Genomic DNA, 17430 nt, shown 5'->3' on the forward strand with positions numbered 1-17430 from the left:
GAGCGGTCACTCCGACTCGGCGGTGGTTTCGGTGCTGAGCTTGCGAAGCAGGCCGCAAAGCTGGTCGACCTCCTCCCGGCTGAGCGCCTCGAGCGCGTTCCTGCCCTCGGCCAGGTAGGCGTTCATCGCCCGGTTGGTCACCTCGACACCCTGTTCGGTGAGCCGGATGATGATGATCCGCCGGTTGTGCGGGCTGAAGTGCCGCTCAACCAGCCCGGCCTCCTCCAGGCGGTTGATCCGGTTGGTCATCGCACTGTTGGAAACCCGCAGATGCCCCCCGATCGTTCCAGGACACATCTCGTAGGGCTCGCCGTCGGTCCGCAGCGTGGCCAGCACGTCGAATTCCCAGCTCTGCAGATCGTACTCGGTCAGCACGGCGGACAGGCGCCGTTCGATCTGCCGGGACGCGGTGGTCAGCCACCCAATCACGGCTATCGGAGAAACGTCGAGGTCGGGGCGCTGAGCACCCCACCGCTGGACGGTCGCCTCGACGCCGTCCACTGGCATGTTCGCCGCGACAGTCATACCAGCAATTGTACTCCATAACACAGTTCGACGAAAAAATAACTTCAGGTAAGAGAACAAATACCAAGCGTGTCACCCACTGGAGGGGTAATGTCCACGTTCAACCTGCCGGAGCGCCCCGGGCCGGAACCGCGCACCAGGGGGCCGGTACCACACGGCCAGCTCGACCAGACCGCACCGACCCACCTGCAGGAGGAGCTCTGGGGGCGGATGCGCTCGTTGGCGGGCGTCTACGTCGCCCCGACTCACGTCCCCTACCCGGAGGCGCGTGCGATCCACCTCGCCCAGGACTTCGGCACCGGTTCCGACGACGCCTTCATAAAACGGGCCAGGGAGTTCGCCCACATGCATCCAGTGCAGGACAGCAGCCTGCACATGACCCTGCCGGCCACGGTCAAGAAGCTGGTGACCGAGGCGGGCTGGGGCGTACCTCACCCGATCCAGAACACCCAGCTGGTCTACGGTCCCCGCGACCGTGACGAGATCGAGGTCGTGTGGAGGATCCTGCTGCGTTCCTACAACTACGCGCGTGGGGTCGAGAGCGAGGTGTGACCGGGAATTCGTCCAAGGGCCGCGGTTTTCGTGGTGATGTTCCCGTACCGGGGCGGTGATCTCGCCGGAGATCGCCGCCCCGGGCGGTCGACAGTGGTCCGATCACGTGACACCGACTCTCGCCCTCGCACGTGCGCGCGATCGGAGCTCACCCGCACGACTCGCGTTGCGTAGGTCCGGGAGGGCCAGCTGTTGCGGGGCGGGATCTTGTGACGCCGGGTGAGGCCGGAGTGGGAGGGACGAGTCTTGCGGCGGCTGGATGAGAACCGCCAAGTCCCTCGTCCGTCGAACCGCAAGGACCGTCCCGTGGCACACAGTAATGCCCTGCTGTCTATCGAGGGTCGTCGCGTCGCTCGGTGCCAGCGTCGTCCGATCGCTCATGTCACCGCTGATATGGGGATTTCGCGGCAGTGTTCCTCGAAGTGGGTCAACCACGCTACCGTCGGTTCGGTGAACTCGGTTTGGCCGACCGGCCCTCGACGCCGCACCGGCACCCGACGACCACACCCGGCCAAACTGTGGCCCGCATCGAATCACGGCGGCGGGCCCGCACGTGGTGTGCGAACCGAATCACGAGTGATCTGGCCACCGAGGGTGCGCGCACAACTCACCGCACGGTCACTCGCCAGCCGCACCACTTGGGTCTGCACCGTCACCGGTTTATCGACACCACCGGCGCCTTGAACCGCACGCCCCGGCGGATGATCACCGCCAGCTGGGCCGGGCACATGGTCCACCTCGACGTGAAGAAAGTCGGCCACATCCGGCGGCTGGCGGGCCCACGACCGTCGAACGCCGCAAGACCGCCGGTTCCCGGCCCGGATATGTCTCCCCCGCACTCCGCGGCCGATGGCCACTCGTGACTGGCCTGCGCCGAGATGCTCCCGCACGAGAAAGCCAGCACGGCGAGCGCATGCATTCACCCACCGGGCACGCGCGTTCTTCGCCGTACACGGCACCACACTCATCCAGCGGATCATGACCGACAACGGGACCTGCTACCGCGCCGGCGACTTCGCCACCGTGCTGCGCGGAACCAGCATCAGCGCATCACCCCTACCACCCCGGCACAACGGCAAAGTCGAACGCTACAACCGGATTGGCTGAGGAGTTCCTCTACGCCCGCACCTGGCCCAGCGAACACCAGCGCACCCAGGCACTACACGTGTGGAACATCCACGACAACTACCATCGACCCCACACTGTGACCGGAAACCGGCCACCGGCCTCACGCCTGCACGCAGGCGTTACCAACCTCCAGAACTCATGCAGCTGGTCAACAACTTCCGGCTCTGCTCGCGGAACGGGTTGATGCGAATCCGGGACAGGAAAGGCAAATTCGGCCCCCAACAAGGCGAACGGATCTGCACGGCAGACGCGGAAGGCCCAGGTCCCGCCTCCGACCCGCAGCCGGCACGACGGCACCGGACCCGTCACTGATGATCATAGCGACCACCACGCCCCGCCGGGGCCGATTCGCTCGTTCCCGGTGCACCCTCCTCCCGCGAGAACGTGCCGCCAACACCCCGTCGACGACCCCGACCGTCAGCTCGGATCGGGAGCCAGCACCACGAAGTCGGCGCCGAACGGATCGGAGCACACCGCCAGCCGGCCCACCCCCTCCGTGCTCTCCGGGCCCATGTTCACGATCCCGCCGCCGTCACTCACGCGCGCCACCGCCGCGTCGCAGTCGGCGGTGGCGAAAACCGGGTGGAAATACGGCTTGCCCGCGTGCTGGTCGAAGAAGTCAGCCCCCACCTGCACGATCCCGCCGTGCGCGCGGTTCTCCTCCCCGCCCGCCGGGCGGATGATCGAATACGCGCCCTGCCCATCGGGCATGGGCACCTCCCGCGTGCTCCAGCCGAACAACGAGCCGTAGAACTCCACGGCGGCGGCCGAATCGGTGGTGAACAACTCGACCCACATCAACGAGCCCGACTCGTCGACCGCCTCCAGCCCCCGGCTGCCACGAGGCTGCCACACCGCGAACTCCGCCCCCAGCGGATCGGTGAACTGGGCCAGTCGCGCCTGGCCGTCGGCATCGAACGGCTCCACACGAACCCCACCGCCTGCCCGGCGCACCCTGCCGGCCACCTCGTCGGCATCGGCCGCGTTGAAATAGATCATCCAGGCCGGGCGAGCCCCCTCCTCGTCGAGCGACCCCAGCCCCGCCACGACCTTGCCGCGCGAGCGGAACACCCCGTAGCGGTTGCTCTCCGGATCCATCGACTCGAACCGCCAGCCGAACACCGCCCCGTAGAAGTCCTGCGCACCCGCCGGGTCCGGCACCCCCAGGTCGAGCCAGCACGGTGCTCCGGCCGCGAAATCAGTAGTGATCATGACGCTTCCCCTCGTGAGAGTGGCTACGCCGTCACTCTGACACCGAGCACCGACACTCGCGCGGCCCGAACCCGACCCCACCGAACGAGCCGCAGCGCAGGCCGGGCTGTGGAAAACTCCCAATTACAGGCAGAACTGGAAAACAGCCGGGTCAGCTCCCCGGCGGCACCACGTCGATCGAGCACTGCAGCCGGTACTCGTCCACGATGTCGGCCCCGGCCGGGATCAGACCGGTCACCGGCCCCTCACCCGTGTGCTCGGGCACCAGCGGCTGCGCCGACCCGTCGGATTCGATCACCCAGGCCGCCACGGCCCGCGTCTCCGTGTCCCCACCGGGGTACTTGATCGACACCGACCAGCCCGGCGCCGCCGACGCCACCCCGGCCACCTGGGCGCACACGTCCAGCCCCGCGAAGCCCTCCACCGTGCGCGCGTCGACCAGGCAGTGCTGCTCGGAATCGTCGACCACCATCGGCTCGCCCGCGTCGCCCCACCGCTGTACCGGCGTGAAGCGGCGCTTGCGCTCGCCCTCCACCTCGGTCTCGTAGATCGCTGCCCACCCGGTCGACGACCACGTGTCCATACCGTCCGCTCCTCCCGCGGTGCAACCGTGCGTAACCGTCGTATCACGATACCGCGATCACCGCGCGCACGAACCCGTCAGCGACTCCCCCGACCGGGCGGGAAAACCCGCCACCCGCCTCCGGCAACGACCGGACCGCCCCGCGGAGGGGTGCCACCGCGAGGCGACCCGCCGAACCGCACCGCGGCGTCGTCAGCTCGCGCTCAACGAGTAGCGGCTGGTGGCGAAGTCCAGCCCACCGCTGGACGAGGTGATCTCGAATCCGAACTGGACCTCACCCACCGTGGCACCGGAGTCGAACCAGCCGCGCTGGACGATCCAGTCCAGCACCGCCTCGACGTCCACCGTCCCCGAGCTCGTGTCACCGGTGCGCACGAAGGAGAACACCTCGTTGGAGCCGTTCGAGCCCCGGTGCACGTCCCACCGGTGCCCACCGACCTCGACGGTGTCCACCCGGGACCCGAGGGGCCCGACGGCACCGTGCTGGTTCATCCACAGCATGATCTCGTAGTCGTGGTTGTCGACCCAGATGTCGTAGGCGGTGGCGTACGAGCCCGCCTCCGGCGCGGTGACGGCGAACTCGCTGCTCAACCCGTCGATCGCGCCGACCGACTCGTCCACGGTCCTGCCCACGTGCGGGTAGGACTTGACCCCGCCGGTGTTCGGATGATCGGCCGCCACCCCCCAGTCACCGTGGGAGTTCGCCCAGATCGTCTGGGACCCGGCACCACTGCCCCAGATGTTGTTGCGCACGATGTAGTCACCATCGGACCAGGTCGCGAACTTCTCCGACGACTCCCACACGGCCGCGTAAGCCGCGCCCGCACCGAGCCCGAGCGTGGCCAGCACGGCCACGGCCACGGTGACCAACCTGGGTAATCGCATCGCTGCTACCTCCTCCTGACTCTTCCGCACCGGCGCGGCACCACCGCGCACCGCGCCCCACCGCGTTCACCCGCGCACCGGCACCTCGGCGTCGTCGCGCAGGAACACGGGAATCCGCCCCAGCGGAGCGTCCACCGTCACCACCGCACCCCCGGTGTGCCGCTGCCCGGTCCAGGCGTCCGTCCACACGGCACCGGCGGGAAGGTAGACCTCGCGATCCCGGTGCCCGGCGTGCAGCACCGGGGCGACCAGCAGATCCGGCCCGAGCAGGAAACCGTCCTCGACCAGCCAGGCCCGCTCGTCGGCGGGAAAGTCCACGAACAGCGGACGCATCGGCGGCACCCCGCTCTCGTGGGCCACGCGCATCTGCTCGCTCAGATAGGGCCGCAACCGCTCGCGCAGCCACAACGTCTCACCGATCAGCTCCAGCGCCTCGTCCCCGTAGGACCACACCTCGTTGGGCCCTCCGGTCATGTCCGGGCCGAACGGCATCCGCGGCTCCCGCACACCGTGCAGCCGGAACAGCGGGCAGAACGCCCCGTACTGGAACCAGCGCACCACCAGCTCCCGGTACTCGGGCGAGTCCGGATCCCCGCCGTGGAAACCGCCGATGTCGGTGGTCCACCACGGGATCCCCGACAGCGCCACGTTGAGCCCGGCCCGCACCTGCGCCCGCAGCGAGTCCCACGTGGCCGGGATGTCACCCGACCACAGCGCCGCCCCGTAGCGCTGGCTTCCCGCCCACGCCGAGCGGCACAGCAGCACCACCTCGTCGTCACCGGCGGCGCGGCTGCCCTCGTGGAAGGCCCGCGCCCCCTCCCGCGGGTAGACGTTGGCGACCTCCGAGCCCGGACCGGCGTGAAAGCTCAGGTTGTGCGGGTGGCCGGGTTGCAGCTCCGGCTCGCAGGCGTCCAACCAGAACGCCCGAATCCCCTTGTCGTAGTAGTTGCGCTTGACCCGCTCCCACACGAAGTCCCGCGCACGCGGGTTGGTCGGGTCGTAGAAGGCGACCGGCATCGCCGTGCCGAACCCCTTGTCGTGCCACGGGGCGTGCACCGGAACCCCGCGCTCGGTGTCCACCAGCAGCCCGTTGTCCCGCATCTCCGGGAAGTTCTCGCTCAACGGGCTCACCGACGGCCAGATCGAGACCATCAACCTGATGCCCAGCTCCTCCAGCTCGCGCACCATCCCGTCCGGGTCCGGCCACTCGGCCGGGTCGAACCGCCAGTCCCCCAGGTGCGTCCAGTGGAAGAAGTCGGTCACGATCACCGACATCGGCAGCCCCCGCCGCTTGTGCTCGCGGGCCACCGACAGCAGCTCCTCCTGGTCGCGGTAGCGCAGCTTCGACTGCCAGAACCCACTGGCCCACTCCGGCAGCATCGGCGGATGACCGGTGGCCTCGGCGTAGCGCTCCATGATCTCCGCCGGGCCGTCGCCCGCGGTCACCCAGTAGTCGATGCCCCGCGCGGAGTCGGCCACCCACCGGGTCCCGTTCTCGGCCAGCTCCACCCGGCCCACACCGGGCGTGTTCCACAGCAGCCCGTAGCCACGGCTGGACACCAGGAACGGGATCGACACCTCGCCGTTGCGCTGCACCAGGTCCAGCACCAGCCCCTTCTGGTCCAGCCTGCCGTGCGTGTGCTGGCCGAGCCCGAACAGCTTCTCGTCCTCGTAGGCGTGGAACCGCTGCTCCAACCTGCCGTAGCCACCGCCGTGCTCGAAGAACGACCGCGGGCCCGGCCACCAGAAGTGGGCGCGCCGCTCGCCGAGCAGCTCCGCGCCCGTGTCACCGCGCCGGAACGCCAGCACCGGAACCAGACCGGTGTCGGTGGGCACGAGCTCGACCACCGCGGCCAGCGCACCGTTGACGATCCGCCCGTGATCCCGCTCGATCAGCACGTCCACATCGGGCCGCTCCCGGGGAGTGAGCAGCGCCCCGGGGACATCGTCGACCACGCCGTGCCGGCCCACCCGCACCCGCAGGCCGTCCCGGCCCCACGGCTCGATCCGGATCACCTCGTGCCGCACCCGCACCTCGAGCACTCGCCCGCCCTCGCGGCTTTCCAGCATCAACAGCTCCTCGTCGTCTCAACAGGACGGCGCCGACCCGGCAGCCCCGGGCAGCGCGCCCGGCAGTGACCACCGCTGTCCCCGCGAAGCGCTCCGCAGCACTGCGCTCAATCGAAGCGCATCGACAAACCCGACGTGATCGACGCTAGAGATCGATGACGGAAAACACAAGAGCACACCACGGAAAAGCCTTGACACCACGGGACAACTGCCAGAAGTAGCGGTTGACCGGAGCAGGTTTCGGTGCCACAGTTTTCGCCATCGCGCGCTGTGTCCGAGCACAACCATCGATCGATGGTCGAATCGCTTCGACACATCGTCGATGTCTCCGGAGGTGATGCGTCCCATGCACCCCAACTCGCCGAATCCGCTCTCCCGCCGCCGCGTGCTGTCCCTGGCCGCCGGGGCCGCGGCCGGAACGGCCCTGACGGGCGTCCTGCCCGGAAGCGCCGCGGCGGCAGCACCCGGCTCGCCCGGGTTCCGCGACCCCGCGCTGCCCACGCGGCAGCGGGTGGAGGACCTGCTGGGCAGACTGACCCGCGACGAGAAGGTCGCCCTGCTGCACCAGTACCAACCGGCCATCCCCCGCTTGGGCATCGCGGCCTTCAAAACCGGCACCGAGGCGCTGCACGGGCTGGCGTGGTCGACCGACAGACACGACGACGGCGCGGTGGTCACCGCGACGGCCACGGTGTTTCCCCAGGCCATCGGACTGGCCAGCACCTGGGACCCCGAGCTGGTCGAACGCGTCGGCGAAGCCGTCGGCACCGAGGCGCGCGGCTACCACTCCGACAACCCCGACGTCTGGGGACTGCAGCTGTGGGCGCCCACCGTCAACCTGCTGCGCGACCCCCGGTGGGGGCGCAACGAGGAGGGCTACTCCGAGGACCCGCACCTCACCGGCGTGATCTCCACCGCCTACGGGCGCGGCATCCAGGGCCCGGACCCCGAGCGATTACGCGCCGCACCCGTGCTCAAGCACTACCTGGCCAACAACAACGAGGTCCACCGCCACACCACCTCGGCGATGCTGCCGCCGCGCGTCAAGCGCGAGTACTACGAGCGGGCCTTCGAACCGGCACTGTCGGCCGACGCGGCCACCGGGGCCATGTCGGCCTACAACCTGGTCAACGGCAGACCGATGACCGTCCACCACGACTTCGACGAGCTCCTGCGCGGCTGGGCGCCGCGGCCGCTGTGCAACGTCACCGACGCGGGCGGGCCCAACAACCTCACCGGCGACCAGAACTACCACGCCACCCAGCCGGAGGCCGACGCGGCGATCCTCAAGGCGGGCCTGGACAGCTTCACCGTCGACGACACCGACTCGGCGAGGACGATCAGCGCGATCAACACCGCGCTGGACGAGGAACTGCTCAGCGAGTCCGATGTGGACGAGGCCGTGCGCCACCTGCTCAGCATCCGGGTCCGGCTCGGCGAGTTCGACCCGCACGGCGGCCCGTACGGCCGGATCGGCCGGGAGGTCGTCGACAGCCCCGCCCACCGCTCCCTGGCCCGGCGGGCGGCCGCGCGGGCGACCGTGCTGCTCAAGAACGAGCACGAAACGCTGCCGCTATCACCCGCGCGGACGAACCGGATCGCCGTCATCGGCCCGCTCTCCGACACGCTCTACACCGACTGGTACTCCGGTGCCCTGCCCTACGAGGTGACCCCGCTGCGCGGCATCCGCGCCGCGCTCGGGTCGAGCACCGCGGTAACCTCGAGCGAGGGCGTGGACCGGATCGCGCTGGCCACCCCGGACGGACGGCGCGTCACCGCCACCGACGACGAGCAGCCCCTGCGGCTGACCTCCGGCGCGGGCGCCGCGACGCGGTTCGACGTCTTCGACTGGGGCCAGGGGATCGTGACGCTGCGCGCCGCGGCGAACGGCAAGTACCTCTCCTACGAACCGACTGGCCGCACCCTGGTCAACGACGCCGCACAGCCCAACGGGTGGAACGTGCGGCAGCGGTTCAAGCTGCGCGCGCACGCCGACGGCCACGTGCTGGAGTACGCCGGCTACGACGCGGACGAGTCGTGGTTCGGCGACCGCAAGTACGTCACCGTCGACGACAACGGCAGGCTGGTCGTCACCGCCGACTCGCCGGAGACGGCCACCACGTTCACCCGCGAGGTGCTCCGCGACGGGCGCGACGCGGCGGTCGCAGCGGCAGGCGAGGCTGACCTCGCGGTGGTCGTGGCGGGCAGCATGCCGCTCATCAACGCCAGGGAGACCGACGACCGCGAGAGCATGGACATCGCCCCGGAGCAGCAGCAGGTCCTGGAGCTGGTGCACCGGGCCAACCCGAACACCGTGCTGGTGCTGCAGACCAGCTACCCCGCTACGATCACCTGGGCCCAGGACACCCTGCCCGCCATCCTGTGGACCACCCACGCGGGTGCCGAGACCGGCAACGCGCTGGCCGACGTGCTCCTCGGCCGGGCCAACCCCGCGGGCAGGCTCACCCAGACCTGGCCCCGCTCGGTCGCGGACCTGCCGGACCTGCTCGACTACGACGTCATCAAGTCCGCCCGCACCTACCAGTACTCCACCGCGACACCGCTGTACCCGTTCGGGCACGGGCTATCCTACACCACCTTCGACTACGGCGCCCTGCGGCTGAGCGAGCCCGTGATCGACGCGGACGGCGCGAGCCGGGTGAGCGTGACGGTCCGCAACACCGGCCGACGCGCCGGCGACGAGGTCGTCCAGCTCTACACGCACCAACGGCAGTCGCGGAACCCGCAACCGCGGAAACGGTTGCGCGCCTTCCGCAGGGTGCACCTGGAACCCGGCCAGCGCCGAACCGTGGAGTTCACCCTGCGCGGTGCCGACCTCGCGCACTGGGACGTCACCCGACAGCGGTGGGTGGTCGAGGCGGCCACGCACGACCTGCTGCTCGGCTCCTCCAGCGCCGACGTCCGCAGCCGCCGCGCGCTGCGGGTGCGCGGCGAGACCATCCCACCGCGGGACCTGCACCGGCAGACGAGCGCGGTCGACTTCGACGACTACGCGGGCGTCACGCTCACCGACCGGAGCAAGCAGCACGGCACGGCCGTGACCCCCTCCGACGGGCAGGGCTGGATCCTCTTCCGCGACGTCGACCTCGGACCCGGCACCGGCGGGCTCACCGCGCTGGTGGCCAACGCCTCCGCCGCTGCCACGCGCCTGAGCGTGCGACTGGACGATCCGGCCGGTCGCGAGCTGGGCGCGCTCACCGCCCCCGCCACCGGTGACGAGTACTCCTACCGCACGGTGCGCTCCCGGCTGACCCGGGCGCGCGGGCGCCACGACGTCTACCTGGTCCTGGAAGGACCCGCCAGGATCGCGGCCTTCCACTTCGACCGGTGAGCACCCCCGCGCACGGGAGCCCGAGCAACCGCCCGAGCCCGCCGCGGGCTCGGGCACGCGCCTGTCGAACCGCTTCGAGCTCGGCCGGGCAGCCCGTCCGAGTCCACCCACCACCAGCGGCCGAGCCGCACCGCGCACCACGACCCGCCCGCGCCGAGGCGGGCCTTCCCGCCGCACCGAGCGCCTCACCGGGCGAGGACACGCGGGGATCCGCGCTGCGGCCGCCCCGCCTGGCCTACCATGAACCCGGCCATCACTCGATGCGCTTCGACACCCCAGCCGGGAGGACGACATGGTCTCCATCGCCGACGTCGCGCGGGACGCGGGAGTTTCCTCCAGCACCGTCTCCTACGTGCTGTCCGGCAAGCGGTCGATCTCGCCGGAGACGCGCGACCGCGTGGAGGCCAGCGTCCGCAGACTCGGCTACCACCCGCACGCCGGTGCCCGCGCGCTGGCCAGCAGCCGCACCAACGTGCTGGCCCTGGTCATGCCGCTGCGGGCCGACATCGACGTCCAGGTGCTGATGGGCTTCGTCACCTCGGTGGTCACCTCCGCGCGCAAGTACGACTACGACGTGCTGCTGCTGACCAACGACGAGGGCCCGGACGGGCTCCGCCGGGTGGCCGACTCGGCGATGGCCGACGCGCTGCTGGTGATGGACGTCGAGTCCGCCGACCCGCGGGTGCCGGTGCTGCGGTCGCTGCGCTGCCCGACGGTGCTGATAGGACTGCCCGACGAGCCGGGCGACCTGTCCTGCGTGGACCTCGACTTCTCCGCCGCGGCCAAGCGCTGCGTCCAGCACCTCGCCGACCTCGGCCACGAGCACATCGCCCTGGTCGGGCCCTCGCCCGCGGTCTACGAACGCGGCACCAGCTTCGCCGGGCGCTTCCTCAACGGATTCACCGAAGCTACCCGGGCACGCGGGCTGAACGCCCCCAGCCAACCCTGCTCCCCCTCCTACGACGGGGCCCGCGAGTGCCTCGACAGGATACTCGCCGAACAGCCGCGGCTCACCGGCCTCGTGGTGCACAACGAAGCGGTGCTCGGCACCCTGCTGTCCGAACTCCGCGCCCGGGGCAGCCGCGTACCGGAGGACATCTCGGTGGTGGCCGTGGGCCCCGACGAGATGACCGCGAACCGACCGATGCGACTGACCACGGTGCCGTTGCTGTCCGACGACGTCGGGCGGATCGCGGTGGAGATGACCATGCGCGAACTGGAGGGCGCGGCCTCCCCCGAGGTCCGTCTGCTGTCCCCCCGCCTCACCCACGGCGACAGCACCGCACAGCGGGAGTAGCCAACCGGGAGCGGGAATCCCGCCACACGACTCGCCACACCCTTCTACCCGGTCTCCCGGGCGCGCCCCGGCGCGTCGCCGTCACCGTCCGACACGTGTCCAGAGCAACACGCGCTTCCCTATTAGAGTTGTTCAAAACCGCTTCAGCACGAGGAGACACCGATGCCGGGGAAACGTCCGACCATCTCTGATATCGCCCGAACAGCGGGGGTGTCGACCGGCGCGGTCTCCTATGCGCTCAACAACCGCCCCGGAGTCTCGGACGCGACCCGGCGCCGGATCCTCGAGATCGCCGAACACCTGGGGTGGGCCCCCAGCAGCGTCGCGCGCTCGCTGACCGGCGGGCAGACCAACGCGATCGGTCTCGTGGTGGACCGCCCGGCGCGAGTACTCGGGATCGAGCCCTACTTCATGCAGCTCATCTCCGGCATCCAGGAGGCTCTCTCCGGGGGACCCACTTCACTGCTGTTGCAGGTCACCGACAACACCGAGGCCGAACTGGCCACCTACCGGCAGTGGTGGGCGGAGCACCGGGTCGACGGCGTGCTGCTGGTGGACCTGCGAGTCGAGGACCCCAGGACGAAGCTGGTCCACGAGCTCGGCCTTCCTGCCGTGGTGCTGGGCGAACCCTCCGAGACGGACGACGTGCCCTGCGTGTGGACGGACGACCAGGTGGCGATCGTCGACGTGGTCAAGTACCTGACCAAACTCGGGCACCGGCGCATCACCCGAGTCGCCGGACCGGACGAGCTCCTGCACACCAGGACACGCTCCCGGGCGTTCTCCGAAGCGGCCGAACGCCTCGGGCTGGAACAGGCGCACATCGTCACGGCCGACTACTCCGACGAGGGCGGAGCACGGATGACGCGGCGGGTGCTCACCAACGATGAACCACCCAGCGCGCTGGTGTTCGACAACGATGTGATGGCCGTGGCGGCACTGGGCGTCACGCAGGAACTCGGGCTGTCGGTGCCCGAGGACGTCTCCCTGGTCGCCTGGGACGATTCCACGCTGTGCGAACTGGTCCGGCCCGCGCTGTCCGCCGTGCGCCGTCCGATCGCCGAACGCGGCTCCACAGCCATCCGACTGCTGACCGACATCATCGCGGGCGAACCGTCCCGGGACACCAAGACCTCGGATCCGGAACTGATTCCACGGGCGAGCACCGGCCCCGCGCCGAACCGCTGATCGCGGTTTCCGTTCGGATCACGGAAGGCCGATTCCAGCTGAACTCGCCACGAACAACCCTTGACTATTAATCGCTTAAGTAGTGTGATGCAGCTAACGGGGCTTCTTCGGTTCCGGGAGTGACGGACATCCCGGGCCCACTCACCGCGGGAGTGGGCACCGACCTGAGCAGGCCCGGTTTCCAACCGAACACCCCCTCGCGGGCGCCCGATCGAACGCAAGAGCACCCGCAGGGAACGACCGGATCGAGGTTTCGATGAAGAGTCGATTAACCGCTTTGGGGACGACGCTGCTGATCGCGCTGGCGTCATTGCTCCTCGGCATGCCCCAGGCTTCCGCCGCGAGCGGTTTCCACGTCCAGGACGGACGGCTGTACGACGCCAACGGCAACGAGTTCGTCATGCGCGGCGTGAACCATGCACACGCCTGGTACCCGGACGAACTCGACTCGCTCGGTGACATCAAGGCGCAGGGCGCCAACACCGTCCGGGTGGTACTCAGCAGCGGCGACCAGTGGAACAGGACCGACGCGAACGAGGTACGCGACATCGTCTCGCGGTGCAAGCAGAACCGTCTGGTCTGCGTGCTCGAAGTGCACGACACCACCGGATACGGGGACGATTCCGCCGCCGTGGACCTGCAACGGGCCGTGGAGTACTGGAAGAGCGTCCAGAGCGCGCTGGACGGCCAGGAGAAGTACGTCGTCGTCAACCTCGGCAACGAGCCGTTCGGCAACGACACGGCCTCCGAGTGGACCGGTGCGACGAAGCAGGCGATCCGAAGCATGCGCTCGGCAGGCTTCGATCACACGCTGATGGCCGACGCCCCGAACTGGGGCCAGGACTGGTCGAACACCATGCGGAACAACGCCGGCGAGGTCCTCGCCGCCGATCCGGCGGGCAACACCGTCTTCTCGGTGCACATGTACGGGGTGTACGAATCGGCTTCCAAGATCCGCGACTACCTGTCCTCGTTCACCGAGCGGGGACTGCCCATCGTGGTCGGCGAGTTCGGACACAAGCACTCCGACGGTGACCCGAACGAGGACGCGATCATGTCCACCGCGCAGTCCCTGGGCGTGGGCTACCTCGGCTGGTCGTGGAGCGGTAACGGTGAGGGAGTCGGTTACCTCGACATGACCGAGAACTTCAACGCCGACAACCTCACCCAGTGGGGTGAGCGCATCTTCAACGGCACCGACGGTATCGCCGCTACCGCCGAGGAAGCCACCGTCTACTGATCCGACTACACGAACACCACGGCCGCGATGGTCACGGGGCGCGAGCGTCGCGTGGCCATCGCGGCGCGTGTTCCGAACGATCGCCGTGCTGAGGCGCATCCGCCCCGGCACGGCTCGCGCGACAACGCACGCTCCGGGCTGTGACATGATCGGCTCGTGGGCCACGACGAGGAATACCTGCTGGACAACCGGCAAGTCGAGGCCGGCGAACGCTTCGACGCGCTCTCGGCCCTGTTCGACCCCTCCACGTTCCGGCACTTCGAGACGCTCGGAATCGACGAGGGGTGGCAGTGCTGGGAGGTCGGCGCAGGCGGCACGAACCTCCCCGCTCGGCTCGCCGAACGCGTCGGACCCGGCGGACGTGTACTCGCCACCGACATCGACGTGTCCTGGATCGAGGCAACCGACGAGACGTTCGAAGTGCTCAGCCACGACGTCGCCCGCGACGACCCCCCGGGCGGCCCCTTCGACCTGATCCACGCCCGCCTGCTCCTCGTCCACGTCACGGACCGCGATGCCGCGCTGCGCTCCATGGCCCGGGCGCTGCGTCCCGGCGGGTGGCTGCTGATCGAGGACGCCGACCCCGCTCTGCAACCGCTGATCTGTCCCGACGAGCACGGCCCCGAACAAGAACTCGCCAACCGGTTGCGCCGCGGTTTCCGCCAGTTGCTGCAGCAACGCGGCGCCGACCTGGCCTACGGACGCAAGCTGCCACGGCTGCTGCGCGAGGTCGGCCTCGCGGAGGTCACGGCCGACGCCTACTTCCCGATCACCTCACCCCAGTGCGACGTCCTCGAGGCGGCCACCGTCCAACAGGTGCGTGCCGAGCTCACCGCCGCGGACCTCGCCACCGACGAGGAGATCGAGCGGCACCTCGCCAACATCGCTGCTGGGAAGCTCGATCTCGCGACGTCGCCGATGGTCTCGGCCCGGGGCCGCCGTCCCTTCCGGCCCTGACCGAACTCGCGGGGCTCGCCCACCGGCACCGCCCGCGCCGAAAGCGTAAAGCCGGTCGTCAACACGCTCGGAGGAGATCAGCGGGAGCGGAGCCGCCGAGAACGAGGCTCTCCTGTGAAATCCGGGAATCACGATCCCCGTGGAGTTGCGGCGACACCGGCGAGTGGGACGCATTACGCGGTTACGCTACTACCGACGGCGCGTCACCGGCCCCCGTGCTCGCCTACCCTGCCGAGGAGAGCTGCCTCATGAACCTGGCACTGTGGATCGTCACCGGCCTGCTGGCCACCGTCATGCTGATCGGCGGCGCGACGAAACTGTTCGTACCGAAGGAGAAGTTGGCCGCGACCGCCCACGGGGGATGGACCAACGACTTCGGCGTCGGCTTCGTCAAAACCCTCGGAGCCGTCGAACTCCTGGCGGCGGTGGGAATCGTTCTGCCTGCCGTGGTCGGTATCGCGCCGGTGATGGTGCCGGTGACCGCTGTCTGCTGGGTGCTGCTGATGATCGGCGCGATGATCACGCACCTTCGTCGCCACGAGCGAACGCCCGTTGCCGCGAACCTGCTCTACCTGGCCATGGCCGCCTTCGTGGCCTGGGGGCGCTTCGGGCCCGAGGTCTTCACCGGCTGATCCAACCGGTCCTCGCCCCGAGCTCAGGGGCGAGCCCTCCGGAACCAGGGCGTTTGCAGGCTCTGCCCGGTGAGGAATCCGTTGAACACTGCGCTTACCTCGGGCAGGGCGATTCCCGGTCGTGGTGTCGAGCCACGGCAGCAGAACCGCACCCGGCCACACCAGGAGTTCGTGGCCGCGGCACCCCGCGACCGCGAACGGCGTTCGCCCCGCTACCGGGCCAGACGCATGAACCGCAGGACAACCGCCCCGGACGCGGCGAACACGGCGGCACCGAGGTAGAGGGTGGTGTAGTTCTCACCGCCACCGATCATGAGCAGGGCGGGGGCCAGCATCGGGCCCACCGTCTGCGGCAGGGAGTTGGCCATGTTGAACACACCCATCCCCTTCGCGGCTTCCGTCTCGCTGTTGGGAAGCACACCGGCCACCAACGCGTAGTCCACACCGGCGTAGATGCCCTGCCCGACACCGGCGACGGCGACACCCAGAGCGAACCCCACCAGCGAGTGGGAAAACGCGATCACGGCCATCCCGGCCCCGAAGGTGAGTGCTGCCCCGGCGACGAAGACCCTGCGCCTGCCCACACGATCCGACCACCAGCCGCAGATCACGCTGCCCGACATCACCCCGATCGCGAGGATGAGCATCGACCAGGCCAGGATCCCGGCCGCCTCGGCGCTGGTGTAGCCCAGCCGGTCGATCAGGAAGTACGTCTTGTACGTGGTCAGCAAAGCGATCGCGGTGTGCATCAGGAACCGGCTGAGGAAGGCCCAACCGAAGTCGGGGTACCTGACCGGGTTGATCCAGAAGCTGTAGAAGAGGTCCTTCCAGGACCTGTCCGGCAACTCGTCCCGCGTTTTCGGCACTTCCCGCAGGAACACGGCGAAGGCCAGCACCAGCACGAAACCGACCGCAGCGGGCACGAGGAACATGGCGAGCCCGACCGTGCCGGTGAGCAGGACGAGATAGCTTCCGGTCGTCTGGGCGACCTGGTTCGTCACCCCCATGAGCCCCGAGGTGGTCCCGCGGCGGTCCTCGGGAACACGCTCGGGCAGCAGGGACATCATCGCCGCCAGGGTGGCGTTGAAACCGATCTGGGTCAGACACCACCCGATGGTCACCACGAGAATGTTGGGGGCGAGCCCGATGACCACCAGCGAAGCGGTGCCGAACAGGAGGCCGCCGAGCATGTAGGGACGCCGCTGCCCCCACCGCGAGGTGGACAGATCACTGAGGCGCCCGAAAACGGGGGTCGCCACCAGCGCGAAGAGCGCGCCGGTCCCGGTCACCAAAGCCAGCGACCCGGCCTTCCCGCCGGGATCGATCGCCGCGACGCGCAACGCGAGAGTGATCGACGACGGGGTCAGCACCGCGACCCACAGGCCGATCATGGCGAGTACGTAGAGGGTGATGAACCCCGTTCCCACATGTTGCCCGGTCAGACGAGCGTTCCTCTCGGGCTGGCCTTCCGAGCTCAGCGGCTCGGGAGGCCCCGCTTCCGGCTGCTGCGATGAGGATGTCATTACCACGTAGGAGTCCTTGTCGGATTGCGGTGTTGCTACCGTTCCCATCGCTGAACGTGTCCGGGAACGGTATGCGAGTGCGTTCCGGTCTGCGCGATCGCCAGTGGCGACCGCGTACGGCGCGGGGATGCCCACGCACGGATCCGGCACCGAAGCGCTCCGCCTTCGGCGCTGTGTCCCTCCCCGTGTTTCGACGAGGGTTCCCGGGCTGGGACCGCCGAGCGGATCACGTGGTTTTCCCCACCTCCGGAACAGTGGGACCAGAAAAGCACTTAACCCCTTAAGC

Annotated in this window: 12 protein-coding genes and 2 pseudogenes; 8 read left to right on the forward strand and 6 right to left on the reverse strand. The window is 69.3% G+C overall.

What is annotated here, in order from left to right:
• Positions 1-6 precede the first annotated feature (6 nt).
• Complete coding sequence (locus G9Q41_RS03175; RefSeq protein WP_092521127.1) at positions 7-525, reverse strand: MarR family winged helix-turn-helix transcriptional regulator; 519 nt, start codon at positions 523-525, stop codon at positions 7-9.
• A 90-nt stretch (positions 526-615) separates the two neighbouring features.
• Here G9Q41_RS03175 and G9Q41_RS03180 point away from each other — a divergent pair, with 90 nt between their 5' ends.
• A complete protein-coding gene (locus G9Q41_RS03180) occupies positions 616-1077 on the forward strand; it encodes a luciferase family protein (RefSeq protein WP_092521126.1) in 462 nt (153 codons plus the stop codon).
• A gap of 306 nt (positions 1078-1383) precedes the next feature.
• A pseudogene (locus G9Q41_RS03185) lies at positions 1384-2389 on the forward strand (IS481 family transposase).
• 233 nt (positions 2390-2622) lie between these two features.
• On the opposite strand, the gene G9Q41_RS03190 reads toward G9Q41_RS03185, so the two are convergent.
• From G9Q41_RS03190 to G9Q41_RS03205, 4 genes are all read right to left on the reverse strand, one after another.
• Positions 2623-3417: a VOC family protein gene (locus G9Q41_RS03190; RefSeq protein WP_165631316.1), complete on the reverse strand. Its 795-nt coding sequence runs from the start codon at positions 3415-3417 to the stop codon at positions 2623-2625.
• A 151-nt stretch (positions 3418-3568) separates the two neighbouring features.
• Positions 3569-4000 (reverse strand): hypothetical protein, encoded by a 432-nt coding sequence (locus tag G9Q41_RS03195; RefSeq protein ID WP_092521118.1) that lies wholly within the window; start codon positions 3998-4000, stop codon positions 3569-3571.
• A gap of 192 nt (positions 4001-4192) precedes the next feature.
• Positions 4193-4885: a hypothetical protein gene (locus tag G9Q41_RS03200; protein ID WP_165631315.1), complete on the reverse strand. Its 693-nt coding sequence runs from the start codon at positions 4883-4885 to the stop codon at positions 4193-4195.
• A 66-nt stretch (positions 4886-4951) separates the two neighbouring features.
• Positions 4952-6955, reverse strand: a complete 2004-nt coding sequence (locus G9Q41_RS03205; protein WP_092522620.1) for a glycoside hydrolase family 31 protein — start codon at positions 6953-6955, stop codon at positions 4952-4954.
• Between the two features lie 322 nt (positions 6956-7277).
• Here G9Q41_RS03205 and G9Q41_RS03210 point away from each other — a divergent pair, with 322 nt between their 5' ends.
• From G9Q41_RS03210 to G9Q41_RS03235, 6 genes and pseudogenes are all read left to right on the forward strand, one after another.
• Complete coding sequence (locus tag G9Q41_RS03210; protein WP_242687020.1) at positions 7278-10307, forward strand: glycoside hydrolase family 3 protein; 3030 nt, start codon at positions 7278-7280, stop codon at positions 10305-10307.
• A gap of 292 nt (positions 10308-10599) precedes the next feature.
• The gene (locus G9Q41_RS03215) at positions 10600-11604 is read left to right on the forward strand and encodes a LacI family DNA-binding transcriptional regulator (RefSeq protein WP_165631314.1); all 1005 of its coding nucleotides are present in this window, start codon (positions 10600-10602) and stop codon (positions 11602-11604) included.
• Between the two features lie 162 nt (positions 11605-11766).
• Entirely contained in the window at positions 11767-12792 is a 1026-nt protein-coding gene (locus G9Q41_RS03220; RefSeq protein ID WP_165631313.1) for a LacI family DNA-binding transcriptional regulator, read from the forward strand.
• 256 nt (positions 12793-13048) lie between these two features.
• Positions 13049-14029 (forward strand): annotated as a pseudogene (locus G9Q41_RS03225) (glycoside hydrolase family 5 protein); the annotation flags it as partial.
• 159 nt (positions 14030-14188) lie between these two features.
• Positions 14189-14989 carry a methyltransferase domain-containing protein gene (locus G9Q41_RS03230; RefSeq protein ID WP_142077084.1) on the forward strand — a complete coding sequence of 267 codons (801 nt, stop codon included), beginning with the start codon at positions 14189-14191 and terminating at the stop codon, positions 14987-14989.
• Between the two features lie 248 nt (positions 14990-15237).
• A complete protein-coding gene (locus tag G9Q41_RS03235) occupies positions 15238-15621 on the forward strand; it encodes a DoxX family protein (RefSeq protein WP_165631312.1) in 384 nt (127 codons plus the stop codon).
• A gap of 212 nt (positions 15622-15833) precedes the next feature.
• Here the strand turns inward: G9Q41_RS03235 and G9Q41_RS03240 are convergent, their stop codons facing one another.
• On the reverse strand, positions 15834-17144 hold the full coding sequence (locus tag G9Q41_RS03240; protein ID WP_142077086.1) for an MFS transporter: 1311 nt from the start codon (positions 17142-17144) through the stop codon (positions 15834-15836).
• Positions 17145-17430: the final 286 nt, after the last annotated feature.

The organism is Actinopolyspora sp. BKK2 (assembly GCF_011291845.1).
Taxonomy (GTDB): Bacteria; Actinomycetota; Actinomycetes; order Mycobacteriales; family Pseudonocardiaceae; genus Actinopolyspora; species Actinopolyspora saharensis.

What these genes read in the sequence shown, in the direction of transcription:
- G9Q41_RS03175 (WP_092521127.1), bottom strand. Translation starts at nt 525, where the DNA reads ATGACTGTCGCGGCGAACATGCCAGTGGACGGCGTCGAGGCGACCGTC.
- G9Q41_RS03180 (WP_092521126.1), top strand. Translation starts at nt 616, where the DNA reads ATGTCCACGTTCAACCTGCCGGAGCGCCCCGGGCCGGAACCGCGCACC.
- G9Q41_RS03190 (WP_165631316.1), bottom strand. Translation starts at nt 3,417, where the DNA reads ATGATCACTACTGATTTCGCGGCCGGAGCACCGTGCTGGCTCGACCTG.
- G9Q41_RS03195 (WP_092521118.1), bottom strand. Translation starts at nt 4,000, where the DNA reads ATGGACACGTGGTCGTCGACCGGGTGGGCAGCGATCTACGAGACCGAG.
- G9Q41_RS03200 (WP_165631315.1), bottom strand. Translation starts at nt 4,885, where the DNA reads ATGCGATTACCCAGGTTGGTCACCGTGGCCGTGGCCGTGCTGGCCACG.
- G9Q41_RS03205 (WP_092522620.1), bottom strand. Translation starts at nt 6,955, where the DNA reads ATGCTGGAAAGCCGCGAGGGCGGGCGAGTGCTCGAGGTGCGGGTGCGG.
- G9Q41_RS03210 (WP_242687020.1), top strand. Translation starts at nt 7,278, where the DNA reads ATGTCTCCGGAGGTGATGCGTCCCATGCACCCCAACTCGCCGAATCCG.
- G9Q41_RS03215 (WP_165631314.1), top strand. Translation starts at nt 10,600, where the DNA reads ATGGTCTCCATCGCCGACGTCGCGCGGGACGCGGGAGTTTCCTCCAGC.
- G9Q41_RS03220 (WP_165631313.1), top strand. Translation starts at nt 11,767, where the DNA reads ATGCCGGGGAAACGTCCGACCATCTCTGATATCGCCCGAACAGCGGGG.
- G9Q41_RS03235 (WP_165631312.1), top strand. Translation starts at nt 15,238, where the DNA reads ATGAACCTGGCACTGTGGATCGTCACCGGCCTGCTGGCCACCGTCATG.
- G9Q41_RS03240 (WP_142077086.1), bottom strand. Translation starts at nt 17,144, where the DNA reads ATGACATCCTCATCGCAGCAGCCGGAAGCGGGGCCTCCCGAGCCGCTG.